This window comes from Pseudomonas sp. PK-RTE-24 (assembly GCF_054052265.1).
The window spans coordinates 4,363,406-4,378,009 of sequence record NZ_CM133224.1 but is presented as its reverse complement, the minus strand read 5'-3'; the positions used below and the strand labels follow the sequence as shown (position 1 = coordinate 4,378,009).

10 protein-coding genes are annotated in these 14,604 nt (G+C 62.5%); 9 read left to right on the top strand and 1 reads right to left on the bottom strand.

What is annotated here, in order from left to right; genetic code table 11:
* Positions 1 to 271: 271 nt before the first annotated feature.
* The 4 genes from ACV8MC_RS19605 (at position 272) to ACV8MC_RS19590 (ending at position 5,525) form a co-directional block, all read left to right on the top strand.
* Positions 272 to 1,540: a c-type cytochrome gene (locus ACV8MC_RS19605; RefSeq protein WP_457263087.1), complete on the top strand. Its 1,269-nt coding sequence runs from the start codon at positions 272 to 274 to the stop codon at positions 1,538 to 1,540.
* A complete protein-coding gene (locus ACV8MC_RS19600; RefSeq protein WP_258706726.1) occupies positions 1,537 to 2,010 on the top strand; it encodes a (2Fe-2S)-binding protein in 474 nt (157 codons plus the stop codon). The genes ACV8MC_RS19605 and ACV8MC_RS19600 overlap by 4 nt, the downstream gene beginning before the upstream one ends.
* Positions 2,007 to 4,241 (top strand): molybdopterin cofactor-binding domain-containing protein, encoded by a 2,235-nt coding sequence (locus ACV8MC_RS19595; protein ID WP_457263085.1) that lies wholly within the window; start codon positions 2,007 to 2,009, stop codon positions 4,239 to 4,241. Before ACV8MC_RS19600 ends, ACV8MC_RS19595 begins: the two co-directional genes overlap by 4 nt.
* Before the next feature lie 171 nt (positions 4,242 to 4,412).
* Positions 4,413 to 5,525, top strand: a complete 1,113-nt coding sequence (locus tag ACV8MC_RS19590) for an alkene reductase (RefSeq protein ID WP_431077998.1) — start codon at positions 4,413 to 4,415, stop codon at positions 5,523 to 5,525.
* A 186-nt stretch (positions 5,526 to 5,711) separates the two neighbouring features.
* Here the strand turns inward: ACV8MC_RS19590 and ACV8MC_RS19585 are convergent, their stop codons facing one another.
* Positions 5,712 to 6,293 carry a TetR/AcrR family transcriptional regulator gene (locus ACV8MC_RS19585; RefSeq protein WP_076562830.1) on the bottom strand — a complete coding sequence of 194 codons (582 nt, stop codon included), beginning with the start codon at positions 6,291 to 6,293 and terminating at the stop codon, positions 5,712 to 5,714.
* A 138-nt stretch (positions 6,294 to 6,431) separates the two neighbouring features.
* Here ACV8MC_RS19585 and ACV8MC_RS19580 point away from each other — a divergent pair, with 138 nt between their 5' ends.
* The 5 genes from ACV8MC_RS19580 to proP all read left to right on the top strand — a co-directional run bounded on the left by ACV8MC_RS19580 (position 6,432) and on the right by proP (position 14,538).
* On the top strand, positions 6,432 to 7,220 hold the full coding sequence (locus ACV8MC_RS19580) for an SDR family NAD(P)-dependent oxidoreductase (protein ID WP_457263083.1): 789 nt from the start codon (positions 6,432 to 6,434) through the stop codon (positions 7,218 to 7,220).
* Positions 7,221 to 7,275: 55 nt separating this feature from the next.
* Positions 7,276 to 8,292 (top strand): NADP-dependent oxidoreductase, encoded by a 1,017-nt coding sequence (locus ACV8MC_RS19575; protein WP_457263081.1) that lies wholly within the window; start codon positions 7,276 to 7,278, stop codon positions 8,290 to 8,292.
* Positions 8,293 to 8,848: 556 nt separating this feature from the next.
* Positions 8,849 to 11,254, top strand: coding sequence for a glucose/quinate/shikimate family membrane-bound PQQ-dependent dehydrogenase (locus tag ACV8MC_RS19570; RefSeq protein WP_457263080.1), 2,406 nt, complete (start codon positions 8,849 to 8,851; stop codon positions 11,252 to 11,254).
* A gap of 97 nt (positions 11,255 to 11,351) precedes the next feature.
* Complete coding sequence (locus ACV8MC_RS19565; RefSeq protein WP_457263079.1) at positions 11,352 to 12,650, top strand: carbohydrate porin; 1,299 nt, start codon at positions 11,352 to 11,354, stop codon at positions 12,648 to 12,650.
* A 382-nt stretch (positions 12,651 to 13,032) separates the two neighbouring features.
* Positions 13,033 to 14,538, top strand: coding sequence for a glycine betaine/L-proline transporter ProP (proP, locus tag ACV8MC_RS19560; RefSeq protein WP_252886249.1), 1,506 nt, complete (start codon positions 13,033 to 13,035; stop codon positions 14,536 to 14,538).
* Positions 14,539 to 14,604: the final 66 nt, after the last annotated feature.

The window sequence follows — 14,604 nt, the reverse complement described above, 5'->3', positions numbered from 1 at the left end:
TTGTGCCAAGGCTACGGTGAGCCGGCGGGGGCGAGAATCCGTGCCACTGGCAACGCACTGATGCGCGGCGCGCAACGTTGCTTGTGGCGCAACGCGCTGTTGCGCGGGCCAGTGATTCTCCACTGCAAGGGTCTTCTCTACGCTTTGGCCCTGGCGCAGACGTCCGCATCGGCGCCCTTCCCCCGGCTGCTACAAGGAGCGTTTCCATGACCCGCACTGCACTCGTCCTGCCACTGTCCGCCGCGTTTTTCTGCCGACCATGAACAGCCATTTGCTCAAATCCAGAACCCTGTGGATCAGCGTCGCCGTGCTCGCGGTACTCGGCCTGATCGTCGCCGTCGCGCTGATGTGGCGCCCGGCGATCGCGCCAATCAAACGCCCCACGTCATTCGATACTGCGCAGTTGCAACGCGGCGCACGGGTGGTCGAGGCCGGCGACTGCGCGGTGTGCCATACCCGCCCCGGCGGCGAATACCTGGCCGGCGGGCTGCCGCTGGTGACGCCGTTCGGCACGCTGTACAGCACCAACATCACTCCAGATGCGCAGACCGGGATCGGCGAGTGGTCATTGCCGGCCTTCGAGCGGACGATGCGCGAAGGCATTGCCCGCGACGGCCACTTTCTCTACCCGGCGTTTCCTTACGTGCACTACCGGCGCATGAGCTCCGAAGACATCGCCGACGCCTATGCCTACTTGATGAGCGGCCCCGCCGTACATGCGCCCGCCAAGCAGAACCAGATGAATTTCCCGATGAACATCCGCCCGCTGGTGTCGTTCTGGAACCTGCTGTTTCTGCATGGCGAGCCACTGACGCCGCTGGCCGAACACAGCGCGGCATGGAATCGCGGACGCTATCTGGTCGACGGCCCGGGCCACTGCGCCGGCTGCCATTCGCCGCTGAACCTGATCGGCGCGGAGAAATCCTCGGAGTATCTGCAGGGCGGCAGCGTTGATGGCTGGGAAGCGCCGGCACTGGTCGGCCTCCAGCAACGCGCCAATCCATGGAATCGCGAGCAATTGGTCGGCTACCTGCGCGCTGACGTGGTCGATGGTCACGGCACACCCGCCGGCCCGATGCGCCCGGTCAGCCTGAGTCTGGCGCGCTTGCCGGCCAGTGAAGCCGAGGCGATTGCCGACTACCTGCTGAGCCTGCAAAGCCCGCACGCGGTGACCGAAATCACCCCGAAAAAGCAGCCGAGCAGTCCAGCGGATCACAGCACCGGCGCCCTGCTCTTCAGCAGCGCCTGCGCCGGATGTCACGCACCCGCCGCGCCGATGCGCGAAATCGACGGCCGCCCAGGCCTGCAAAGCACTTCGGCGCTGCAAGCGGCCAGCCCGCGCAACTTTCTCAAGACCGTGCTCGAAGGCGTGCCCGCCATTCCCGGCGCGCCCGGCCCGGTGATGCCGTCGTTCGCCGCCAGCCTCGATAACGCCGAGCTCGGCGCACTGGCGGCGTATTTGCGCGAGCAAGCCAGACCCGAGCAGCCATGGACCGACCTTTCTTCCACTATTGAAGCGTTACGTCAGGAGACGAAATGAGCCAGATCACTCTCACCGTCAATGGAGCCGCCCAAGCGCTGGAGCTGGAGCCGGACATGCCGCTGCTGTATGCGCTGCGCAATCACTTGAACCTCAACGGCGCCAAGTACGGCTGCGGCCTGGGCCAGTGCGGCGCGTGCACGGTGATCGTCGACGACCAGCCGGTGTTCGCCTGCCTCACACCCTGCGCAGGCCTTGAGGGGAAAAAGATCCGCACCGTGGAGAGCCTCGGCAGCGCAGAAAAACCCGGCCCGTTGCAAACGGCATTCATCGACAAGCAAGCGGCGCAATGCGGTTACTGCATCGCCGGCATGCTGATGCGCGCGCAGGCGTTGCTCGAACGTGATCCGCACCCGGACGAACAAACCATTCGTGAGCACATGGCCGGCAATCTGTGCCGTTGCGGCACGCACTTGCGCATCATCGAGGCGATCAAACAGGTGGCCGGGCACAACGGGAGCCGGACATGAGCGACGCTAACGGCTTGAACCCCAGCCGCCGGGCCTTCCTGCGTGGCGGCGCACTACTGATGGCCTTCACCCTGATGCCGGTAGCGCGGCGTGTCTTGGCCGACACCGAAGTCGACACCCTCGGCACCGTAGTGCTGGCCCCCGATCTGCCCGGCAGCCTGCGCACCAACCCTTACTTGGACGCGTGGATTCGCATCGGTGCCGACGGCATCACCGTGTACACCGGCAAAGTCGAACTGGGCACTGGAGTGAAAACCGCGTTACTGCAAATCGCCGCCGAGCGTTTGCAGGTGCCGGCCAGCGCAATCAACTTGCTCACCGCCGACACTGCGCTGACGCCCAACGAAGGCTACACCGCCGGCAGCCACAGCATTTTCGACAGCGGCACCGCGCTGTACAACGCTGCCGCGCAGGTGCGGGAAATGCTCGTCGATGCCGCTGCGCGCAGTTGGCAAGTCGATGCTGCGCAACTGAGCACTCGCGACGGAATCATCGAAGGGCCGACCGGTCAGCGCATTGCTTATGCCGACGCGGTCAAGCATGTCGATGTGCACCAATACGCCAAGGCGCAATCACCGACGATGGCGGCGGCCGACTTCAAACTGATCGGCCACAACCTGCCGCGCCTGGACATTCCGGCCAAGGTCAGCGGCGGCGCGGCATTTGTGCAGGACATGCGCCTGCCGGGCATGCTGCATGCGCGTGTCATCCGCCCGCCGCGTCCCGGCTGCACGCTTCAGGCGTTCGATACGGCATCGATTGAAGCGCTCAGCGGCGTGGTCAAAGTGATCCGCGACGGCAACTATCTGGCGGTGGTCGCTCGTGATGAGTGGCAAGCGATCAAGGCCATGCGCAGCGGCATGGAAAGTGCCAAGTGGAGCGGCGGCGAGGCGATTCCCGAAGCCGCCGGGATTCACGATTTGCTCAAGCAATTGCCCTCCAAGCGCTATCCGATCAGCAACACCGACAATCCCGGCGGCGCGACCGAAACGCGCTTCAAGGCGCGGGTCACCAAGCAGTATTTGATGCACGGCTCTATCGGCCCGTCCTGTGCGGTGGCCTGGTTTAACGATGGCGTGCTCACGGTGTGGACCCACACCCAGGGCGTCTATCCACTGCGCGCCGGTATCGCCGAAATGCTGCGTCTGCCGCCGGAGCGTGTGCGCTGCATTCATACCGAAGGCTCGGGTTGCTACGGCCACAACGGCGCCGATGATGCCGCCGCCGATGCCGCGCTGATCGCGATGCGCCTGCCGGGCACGCCGGTGCGCGTGCAATGGATGCGCGAGCAGGAAAATCTCTGGGAGCCGTACAGTTCGGCGATGGTCACCGAAGTCGATGCCGGCCTCAGCCACGGCCGTTTGCAGGACTGGAACTACGAGCTGTGGACCACGCCGCACAACGAACGCATCGTCAATGCCGGGCGCCTGCTGCCGGCACGCCTGCTGGCGAACCCCTTCGCTTCGGCGCCGTCGGTACCGATTGCCCAGCCCGAAGGTGACGGCGATCGCAACGCGGTGCCGCTGTATGAACTGGGCGCGACGCGGATCAACATGAATTTCGTCACCACCATGCCGTTCCGTACTTCGGCCATGCGCTCGCTCGGTGCGCACATCAATATCTTTGCGATCGAGGCGGGTATTGATGAGTTGGCGATCAAGTCCGGACTCGATCCCGTGGCGTTGCGTCTGGCGCATCTGCGCGACCCGCGTGCCCGTGCCGTGATCGAGCGCGTGCGTGATGAAATCGGCTGGCCACACAAGAGCAACGAGCCCAGTGCTGGGATCGGTTTTGCCTTCGCTCGCTACAAGAACATCATGGGTTACTGCGCCCTCGCGGTGAAATTGCGGGTGCATCCGCAGACCGGTGAAATCCGCGTTGACCATGTGGTGACGGCGGTCGACGTCGGCCAGATCGTCAGCCCCGATGGCCTGCGCAATCAGGTCGAGGGCGGCATTGTCCAGTCGGCCAGCTGGACGCTCTACGAACAAGTCGCCTACGACGCGGGCGGCATTCGCAGCTACGACTGGAGCGGTTATCCGATTCTGCGTTTCACCCAATTGCCGAAAAAAGTCGATGTGCATTTGCTTGATCAACCGGGCGAACCCTTCCTCGGCGCTGCCGAAATCGTCCAAGGGCCAATGGCTGCTGCCCTCGGCAACGCGGTCAGCAATGCCACCGGCCGGCGCTGGCTGAATCTGCCGCTGACTCGCTCGACCCAACCCGCCTGAACCACGCCCGCGTTCATCACCGATGAGCGCGGGTGCCGTTGCGTTGCGCGCAAAACTGCGTAGCGCCGGCCACGGATTATCAGCCCCGCCACCCCCGGTTAAGTTACCTGCACAGCACGCGGCACCTGGCTGCCGCGCTTGTACCCTACTCATCGACATCCGGAGCTACCCATGACCCGTCGCCTGTTCCAACCCATTGCCCTCGGCCCTTACACCCTTGCCCATCGTGTGGCGATGGCGCCCCTGACCCGCTCGCGCGCTGGCCAGCCGGGCGACGTTCCGACCACGATGAACGCCGAGTACTACCGCCAACGCGCCAGTGCTGCGCTGATCATTACCGAGGCCACGCAGATTTCTCAGCAAGGCCAAGGTTATGCGTGGACGCCGGGGATCTACACCGATGCGCAAGTCCAGGCGTGGCGCGAAGTCAGCACGGCGGTGCACGCAGCGAACGGTCTGATCTTCATGCAGCTGTGGCACGTCGGCCGGGTCTCGCACCCCAGCTTTCAGCCGGACGCCGGCTTGCCGGTGGCGCCAAGCGCCCTGCCAGTGCCGGGCAAGACCTTTATCGTCGATGAACAAGGCAACGGCGTGTGGGGTGATGTGCCGGTACCGCGCGCCCTCGAAACAGCGGAAATTGCCGACATCGTCGAAGACTATCGCCGCGCTGCGCGTAACGCGTTGAACGCTGGCATGGACGGCGTGGAAATCCATGCCGGCAACGGTTATCTGCTCGACCAGTTCCTCAACAGCAACAGCAACCAGCGCGACGACGCCTATGGCGGCAGCGTAGAAAACCGCGCGCGCTTCCTGCTCGAAGTGGTCGCCGCCGTGGCTGATGAAGTCGGTGCCGAGCGCGTCGGCGTACGACTGACGCCGATGGGTCGCTTCATGGGCATGGGCGATGACACGCCCGAAGCGACCTTCGGTTATCTGGTCGAAGCGCTCAACCAGTGGAATCTGGCCTACCTGCACCTGGTCGAGCCGGCCATGGTCGGCACGGTCAAGGACGAAAACTTTGATCCGCGCTGGGACGCGATCATTGCCCAGTTGCGCCAGACCTGGAACGGCGTGCTGATCCTCGCTGGCGGTTACGACGCCGAGTCCGCCGAACAGGCGTTGAACGCCGATCGCGCCGACATCATCGCCTTTGGCCGGCCATTCCTGGCCAACCCGGATCTGCCGCGTCGGCTGCACGATGGGCTTGAGCTGAACACACCGGATCCGAGCAGTTTTTTCGGCGGTGATCAGCGTGGTTACGTCGATTATCCGTTTCACGCTTGAGTTTCTGAGGCGAAGTGCTGGCGTTCGGCTTTGGTATCGCGCCGGATTCACCCCTCACCCCAGCCCTCTCCCCAGGGAGAGGGAGCTGATCTATGGAGCATTCAGAACCGGAGTTCGACCCGATATCAGCGTCTGGCGTAAATCGCCCAAACAACTCGGTCAATCCCCTCTGGGAGAGGGTTAGGGTCAGGGCGCCTCGATGACTGGCAACGACGCCGTCATCGAAGCGTGACACACCGCCAGAATCTCATCGGCCAGCGCCGAGTCATCCGGACAGGCCCGCGACAGCATGATCGCCCCGACCGCGCGGGCCAGCAGGTCGATCATCCGGGTTCGGCCCTCACCTTGCGGTGCATCCGCTGCCGTCGGGTATTTCTCGCCGAGCGTCTGCAACGTACGCTCGATGCCTTCAGCGAACGCCGCTTTCACGTCCCCGGACTGTCGCGCCGCATCGCCGCACAGCGCCGCCATAGTGCAACCGGTGGAACGGCCGTCGCGATGGTCGCGGGACACGTACACGTCGATGAAATCCTGCACGCTCATGCTTTCGGCGGCGGCCGTGGACTGCGCCAGGCTATTGGCCGAGGCTTCGGCCATCAGGTCGGCCTTGGAGCCGAAGTGTTTGTAGAAACCGCCGTGAGTAAAACCGGCGGCCGCCATCAGGTCAGCCACGCCGACCCCGTCATAACCGCGTTCGCGGAACATCACCGAAGCCGTTTCGACAATGTGCTCGCGATTGGCCTGAGCCTGAGCTTTGGATACGCGCATGTTGAATCCTCCAGCGCTGAAAAATCATGGCTCGATGATACATAGATGTTAGCCATAATCAAAACCGTTGACAGTTTAGATTTGGATCATCATCCTAAAAGCCCGAAATCAGTCTTCACCTGAAAAAGAGCCAATACCATGACTACTCGCCCTGCTGTTCTGATCACTGGCGCCTCCACCGGCATCGGCGCCGTCTACGCCGCACGTTTCGCCCAGCGCGGGCACGATCTACTGCTGGTCGCCCGTGACCAGTCGCGCCTGGACACCCTTGCTGCCGGTTTGCGCGCTGAACACAACGTCCATGTCGAAGTGCAACAGGCCGACCTGACGCAACTGAGCGATCTGCAAACCGTCGAGGCGCGTCTGCGTGACGACTCGCGCATCGGTATCCTCGTCAACAATGCCGGCGCCGCGCAGTCCGGTACCTTCATCGAGCAGAGCACCGACAGCGTGGCGCAACTGGTCGCGCTCAACACCACCGCGTTGGTGCGTTTGGCCAGTGCGATCGCCCCGCGCTTGGCCAAGGCCGGCGATGGCGCGATCATCAATATCGGCTCGGTGGTGGGCCTGGCGCCGGAGTTCGGCATGTCGGTGTATGGCGCGACCAAGGCGTTCGTGCTGTTCCTCTCTCAAGGCCTGAGCCTGGAACTGTCGCCACAAGGCGTGTATGTGCAAGCGGTCCTGCCCGCCGCCACCCGCACGGAAATCTGGGACCGCGCCGGTATCGACATCAACACCCTCACCGACATCATGGAAGTCGGCGACATGGTCGATGCAGCGCTGGTCGGCTTCGACCGTCGCGAAGTCGTGACCATCCCGCCGCTGCACGAGGGCGAGCGCTGGGATGCCCTGCAAACCGCGCGGCAAGGCCTGTTGGGGCAGATCCGCCAGTCGGCTGTTGCGCAACGTTATCTGACTCAGGCCTGACCTCATTCAAACCCGCCGCTATGCCGGCGGTTTTCTTCCGACAAGAGCTTCCGCAATGAAGGCATTTTTCATCGAGCGCTACGGCAAGCAGAACGGCCGGATTGGCGACCTGCCCGAACCGCTGGTTGGCGCTCACGACGTGCTGATCGAAGTGCGCGCCAGCAGCGTCAACCCGCTGGATCTGAAGATTCGCAGCGGCGAATTCAAGATGATCCTGCCCTATCAAATGCCTTTGATATTGGGCAACGATGTCGGCGGTGTGGTGCTCAGCACCGGTGCGGCGGTCAAGCGTTTCAAGCCGGGCGATGAGGTTTATGCGCGTGCGCCTGATAACAGGATTGGCACGTTTGCCGAACGCATCGCTGTCGATGAAACAGCGGTCGCGTTGAAACCCGCCAATCTCGCCATGACCGAGGCGGCTTGCATGCCGCTGGTGGCGTTGACGGCGTGGCAGGCACTGGTCGAAGTCGCCAACGTGCAAAAAGGCCAGAAGGTACTGATTCACGCCGGCTCCGGTGGCGTTGGCACGGTCGCCATTCAACTGGCCAAACACCTCGGCGCTTTTGTTGCGACTACGACCAGCACGGCGAATGTCGCGTGGGTCAAGGCGCTGGGCGCTGATGTGGTGATTGATTACAAACAGCAGGATTTCGCCAATGAGCTGCGCGACTACGACGTGGTGCTCAACAGCCTCGGCGGCGATGTGCTGGAAAAATCGTTGAGGGTGTTGAAACCGGGCGGGCAACTGATTTCCCTGTCAGGGCCGCCGACTGCGCAGTTCGCTCAGGAGCAGGGTTTGTCGTGGCTGCTCGAGGTGGTGATGCGCCTGCTCAGCAGTGGTATTCGCCGTAAAGCACGCAAACACGGGGTGGGTTATTCGTTTCTGTTCATGCGTGCCGACGGCATCCAGTTGCAGAAAATCACTGCGTTGATTGAGGCCGGGGTGATCAAACCGGTGATCGATCGTACTTTTCCGTTCGATCAGATAGCTGACGCCTTGCACTACGTAGAAAAAGGCCGGGCAAAGGGCAAGGTTGCCATCGCGGCCAACCTCAAAAGCCCCTCACCCTAGCCCTCTCCCAGAGGGAGAGGGAACTGACCGAGCTGAATGCGCGAGTAACGCCGACCTGAAATACCGAGGCGAACACAGGTCTCAAAAAGCCCACAAATCGGCTCCCTCCCCCAGAGGGAGAGAGGACTGACCGAGTTGAATGCGCGAGTTACACCGACCTGAGATACCGAGGCGAACACAGGTCTCAAAAAGCCCACGAATCGGCTCCCTCTGCCAGAGGGAGAGAGGACTGACCGAGTTGAATGCGCGAGTTACACCGATCTGAGATACCGAGGCGAACACAGGTCTCAAAAAGCCCACAAATCAGCTCCCTCTCCTCGGGGAGAGGGCTGGGGTGAGGGGTGAATCCAGCGCGGTGTCCAAGCATGTGCATTGCAATACCACGCTCAATCCGCCCCTCATGCTGAAACCTCGAGAAACCCCTCTCAACTTGCGTTTTGCTAATCCTGCACCACGCTTGATTCACAGAAGTGCACGGTTTCATGGCAAAACTGCGGTTAACTGAATGGTTAGTTACCGTTATAATCCCGCGCTTCATTCAAACGGGACTTTCAATGTGAACCACAGTCAACGCGTCTCAGGCGTTTCAACGTTCATTCTGGTCGGCCTTGGCGTGATCATCGCCCTGCTCGGTCTGGCGCTCGCGGCCGGCGGTGTGAAGCTGGTCAGCCTGGGCGGTTCCTGGTACTTCCTGGTCGGCGGTCTGGCGATGACCGTTTCCGGCGTGCTGATCGCACTGAAGAAAACCGCAGGCGCCTGGTTGTTCGCCGCGTTTCTCGTGGCCACCGCGATCTGGGCCGTGGCTGACGCCGGGCTGGTGTTCTGGCCGATGTTCTCGCGGCTGTTCATGTTCAGCGCCATCGGTATGGTCGTCGCTCTGGTCTACCCGCTGCTGGCGCGCGCCAATGGCCGGGCTGCCGGTCGTGGTGCATATGCCGTGGCCGCTGTGCTGGCGGTCGGCGTGGCCATTGCGGCGGGCAACATGTTTGTCGCTCACCCTACGGTTGCCGCCACTGGCACTGGCCCGGGCCTGACTCCGGTCGAGCCGGCCAAGGCGCAGAAAGACTGGGCGCACTACGGCAACACCGAAGGTGGCAGCCGCTTCGCCGCGCTCGACCAGATCAACCGCAACAACGTCGACAAGTTGAAAGTCGCGTGGACCTACCACACCGGGGACGTCGCCGAGAGCGATGGCAACGGCGCCGAAGACCAGCTCACCCCGCTGCAGGTCGGCAACAAAGTATTCATCTGCACCCCGCACAACAACCTGATCGCCCTCGATGCCGACACCGGTAAAGAGCTTTGGAAGAACGCGATCAACGCGCAATCGAAAGTCTGGCAGCGCTGCCGTGGCATGGCCTATTTCGACGCCACCGCGACCATCGCTCAGCCGAGCAACTCTTCGATCATCGAAGCCAAACCGGCGCCGGCTGCCAACTGCCAGCGTCGTCTGCTGACCAATACCATCGATGCTCGCCTGATCGCGGTCGACGCTGACACTGGCGAGTTCTGCCAGGGTTTCGGCAACAACGGCCAAGTCGATCTGAAGGCCGGTCTGGGTGATGTTCCGGACAGCTACTATCAGTTGTCGTCCGCGCCATTGATGGCTGGCACCACCGTAGTGGTTGGCGGTCGTGTTGCCGACAACGTGCAGAGCGACATGCCGGGCGGTGTGATTCGCGGTTTTGACGTGATCACCGGCGCCATGCGCTGGGCGTTCGACCCGGGCAACCCGCAGGACCGCAACGCGCCGGCCGACGGCAAAACCTACGTGCGCAGCACGCCGAACAGCTGGGCGCCGATGTCCTACGACGCGGCGACCAACACCGTATTCCTGCCGATGGGCAGCTCGTCCACCGACATCTATGGCGTCGAGCGCAGCGAACTGGACCACAAGTACGGCGCCTCGATCCTCGCGCTGGACGCCAGCACCGGTGAAGAACGCTGGGTGTTCCAGACCGTGCACAACGATCTGTGGGACTTCGACCTGCCGATGCAGCCGAGCCTGATCGATTTCGACAAGGACGGCCAAAGCGTTCCGGCGCTGGTCATCGGCACCAAGGCCGGGCAGATCTATGTGCTCGACCGCGCCACTGGCAAGCCGCTGACCGAGGTCAAGGAAGTACCGGTGAAAGCCGCGAACATCCCTAACGAGCCGTACTCGCCGACCCAGCCGAAATCCGTGGGCATGCCGCAGATCGGCGCGCAGCACCTGACCGAATCGGACATGTGGGGCGCCACGCCGTACGACCAGTTGCTCTGCCGTATCGACTTCAAGAGCATGCGCTACGACGGTCTGTACACCGCGCCGGGTACCGACAAATCGCTGAGCTTCCCGGGTTCGCTGGGTGGCATGAACTGGGGCAGCATCTCCACTGACCCGGTGCACGGTTTCATCTTCGTCAACGACATGCGCCTGGGTCTGTGGATCCAGATGATCCCGTCGCAGAACAAAGGCCAGGCCGCTGGCGGTGGCGAAGCGCTGAACACCGGCATGGGCGCTGTTCCGCTCAAAGGCACGCCGTACGCGGTGAACAAGAACCGCTTCCTGTCGGTGGCCGGCATTCCGTGCCAGGCGCCGCCGTTCGGCACCTTGACCGCGATCGACATGAAGACCCAGAAAGTCGCATGGCAGGTTCCGGTCGGCACCGTTGAAGACACCGGTCCCCTGGGCATTCGCATGCACTTGCCGATCAAGATCGGTCTCCCCACCCTCGGCGGCACCCTGTCGACCCAGGGCGGCCTGATCTTCATTGCCGGCACCCAGGACTTCTACCTGCGCGCCTTCAACAGCGGCAACGGCGAAGAAGTCTGGAAAGCCCGTCTGCCAGTCGGCAGCCAGGGCGGCCCGATGACGTACGTTTCGCCGAAGACCGGCAAGCAGTACATCGTCGTCACCGCTGGCGGCGCACGCCAGTCGACCGATCGTGGCGATTACGTGATGGCTTACGCCCTGCCGTAACTCGCTGCCGCACAACCAACCTCCTCCAAGCGCGCGGTGCCCCAAAGCACCGCGTCGCCGTTTTATTGCGTTAAAGATTTCAGCAGGAAGGATTCACATGTCATCGGCTGTTCGCTTTTCTCGTACCAAGCTTTCCACTGGCCTGTTGCTGGGTCTGAGCTGCACCACTGCCCTACCCGCGCTGGCCGCCAGCGACTCCGATCTGCTGACCCGCAGCACCCTCACCGGTGACTGGGGCGGCTTGCGTCATCAACTCGATGAAGACGGCATCAAGTTCACTGGCGATTACAGCGGCGAAACCGCTTACAACGCCGACGGCGGCCTGCACCGTTCGGCGCGCTACTCGCAGAACATCAAGCTCGGCGTGCAGTTTGATCTGAGCAAACTCTACGGCGTCGACAACGCCGGCAAAGTGCAACTGACCATCAACGACCGGCGCGGCAACAGCGCGTCGGAAGATCTGGTCGGCAACCGCTTGCCGATTCAGGAAAACTACGGCGGCCTGTACACGCGCCTGACTGAACTGAGTTACGAGCGCAGCCTGTTCACCCCGGCGCTGAACGTGAAGCTCGGCTACATGGCCATGGGCAACGACCTCGGCGGTCTGGATAGCGGCATTCTGTGCAACTTCATGAACGCCGGTTTCTGCGGTCACCCGCTGAACATGTCCGGCGGCAGCGGCTGGACCAACTACCCCAACGCGCGTCTGGGCGTGCGGGTCAAATACGACCTGTCGCCGTCCTGGCAACTGCGTGTGGCTGCGTTCAACGTCGACCCCGAGAGCAACGGCAATTCCAGCCGCGCCTGGCATCTGGGGCCGAAGCACACCACCGGCACCGTCGTGCCGATCGAGTTGGTGTACAAGCACGCCGGCGAGCTGCCGGGTGAGTACAAGCTCGGCTATTACTACGACAGCTCTGACGTCAAACGCATTGGCAGCGACGATGAAGTGTCCGGTCGTGGCGGGCATTATTTGTTGATCGATCAGGCCGTATGGCGTTCGCCGACCTCCGAGGGCCGCAGCCTGCATGCGTTCGGTCAGTATTCGGCGGCCAGTGAAGCCGCCTCGCCGTTCAGCAAGTGGTACGGCACCGGCGTGGTTTTGTACAAACCGTTCGAAGGCCGCCCGCGTGACACCGTGGCCCTGGGCTATGGCCGCGCCGTGCCGAACCCGCGCAGCCGCGATGTGCAACAGGATGCCGCGCTGGCCAATGGTGCTGCGTTTCCGAACCTCGATAGCGCCGAGCAGTTGATCGAGTTGGGCTACGGCTACCAGGCCACCCCATGGCTGACGCTGCGCCCGAACCTGCAATACATCATCGAACCGGGCGCGTTTTCCGGGCAGGACATCGACAATGCGCTGGTGGTGGGCTTGCAGGTGAAGGCTGCGCTATAAGTCCCTGCGAAACACAAAACCACTGTGGGAGCGAGCCTGCTCGCGAAAGCGCCGGGTCAGGCGACTGCGATGTTGAATGTGTCGCCGCCTTCGCGAGCAGGCTCGCTCCCACAGGGGATTTGTGTTGGATCAGGGAATTGTGATTCGCCGCGCGAAACTGTAGGAGTGAGCCTGCTCGCGATGGCATTGGTTCAGACAACCGCTATCTTGAATGCTCCAACCAAGCCCTTCAGAGCACCGACCACCAGCCCCACCTGTCGAAATTAATTCCAGCCCATCGGTGAATTATTTCGTGTCCGCATGTATCTGAGCCAGAAGAGCCGGCGCCATCATGGAGATGGCATCGCAGCGGTAATCTGGATCAGCGAGCGGGAACAGCGCAATGAAATCACGCAAGAACACCGTCAAACCGATCGGTTTGAAAGACATCACCATTGTCGACGACGCCAAGATGCGCAAGGCGATTACCGCCGCCGCACTGGGCAACGCCATGGAATGGTTCGACTTTGGCGTCTACGGCTTTGTCGCCTATGTGCTCGGCAAGGTCTTCTTCCCCGGCGCCGATCCCGGCGTGCAAATGATCGCCGCGCTGGCGACCTTCTCCGTGCCGTTCCTCATCCGTCCGCTTGGCGGTTTGTTCTTCGGTGCCCTGGGCGACAAATACGGACGACAGAAAGTCCTCGCCGCGACCATCGTCATCATGTCCCTGAGTACCTTCGCCATCGGCCTGATTCCGTCCTATGCCTCGATCGGCATCTGGGCGCCGATCCTGCTGTTGCTGGCGAAAATGGCCCAAGGCTTCTCGGTCGGTGGTGAATACACCGGCGCCTCGATCTTCGTCGCTGAATACGCGCCGGACCGCAAACGCGGCTTCCTCGGCAGCTGGCTGGATTTCGGCTCGATCGCCGGTTTCGTCTTCGGCGCCGGTGTCGTGGTGCTGATCTCGACGATTCTCGGTGAACAGCGCTTCGAAGAATGGGGCTGGCGGATTCCGTTCTTCCTCGCCCTGCCGCTGGGCATGATCGGCCTGTATCTGCGCCACGCCCTGGAAGAAACCCCGGCGTTCCAGCAGCACGTGGAAAAACTCGAACAAGGCGACCGCGAAGGCCTAGCCGGTGGCCCGAAAGTGTCGTTCAAGGAAGTCGCAACCAAACACTGGCGCAGCCTGATGACCTGCATCGGCGTGGTGGCGGCGACCAACGTCACCTATTACATGCTGCTCACCTACATGCCGAGCTACCTGACGCACAACCTGCACTACAGCGAAAACCACGGCGTGCTGATCATCATCGCGATCATGGTCGGCATGCTCTTTGTGCAGCCGCTGATCGGTTTCATCAGCGACAAGATCGGCCGCAAGCCTTTCATCGTCGTCGGCAGCATTGGCCTGTTTATCTTCGCCATTCCCGCGTTCATGCTGATCAACAGCGGCAGCATCGCCCTGATCTTCTCCGGCCTGCTGATCCTCGCGGTGCTGCTCAATTTCTTTATCGGTGTGATGGCCTCGACCCTGCCGGCGATGTTCCCCACCCACATCCGCTACAGCGCGCTGGCCAGTGCCTTCAACGTTTCGGTGCTGATCGCCGGTCTGACCCCGACTGCCGTGGCCTGGCTGGTGGAAAGCACCAACGATCTGTACATGCCTGCGTATTACCTGATGGTCATCGCCGTGGTTGGGCTGGTCACTGGTGTGACCATGAAGGAAACCGCCAACAAACCTCTGCGCGGCGCGGCCCCGGCGGCTTCCGACCTCGAAGAGGCCAAGGAACTGTTGCAGGAACACCACGACAACATCGAGCAGAAAATCGAAGACATTGATGCCGAGATCGCCGAGTTGGAGGCCAAGCGCAAAGTGCTGGTCCAGCAGCATCCGCGCATCAATGGATGATCCGCTGGACGCAGAAAAAATCGGCGGGGCCGTCACCCCGCCGATTACTCGAAGCGCGGCTTGGTG

Coding starts and splice junctions, on each gene's coding strand:
- ACV8MC_RS19600 (WP_258706726.1), top strand. CDS start 1,537: ATGAGCCAGATCACTCTCACCGTCAATGGAGCCGCCCAAGCGCTGGAG.
- ACV8MC_RS19595 (WP_457263085.1), top strand. CDS start 2,007: ATGAGCGACGCTAACGGCTTGAACCCCAGCCGCCGGGCCTTCCTGCGT.
- ACV8MC_RS19590 (WP_431077998.1), top strand. CDS start 4,413: ATGACCCGTCGCCTGTTCCAACCCATTGCCCTCGGCCCTTACACCCTT.
- ACV8MC_RS19585 (WP_076562830.1), bottom strand. CDS start 6,293: ATGCGCGTATCCAAAGCTCAGGCTCAGGCCAATCGCGAGCACATTGTC.
- ACV8MC_RS19580 (WP_457263083.1), top strand. CDS start 6,432: ATGACTACTCGCCCTGCTGTTCTGATCACTGGCGCCTCCACCGGCATC.
- ACV8MC_RS19575 (WP_457263081.1), top strand. CDS start 7,276: ATGAAGGCATTTTTCATCGAGCGCTACGGCAAGCAGAACGGCCGGATT.
- ACV8MC_RS19565 (WP_457263079.1), top strand. CDS start 11,352: ATGTCATCGGCTGTTCGCTTTTCTCGTACCAAGCTTTCCACTGGCCTG.
- proP (WP_252886249.1), top strand. CDS start 13,033: ATGAAATCACGCAAGAACACCGTCAAACCGATCGGTTTGAAAGACATC.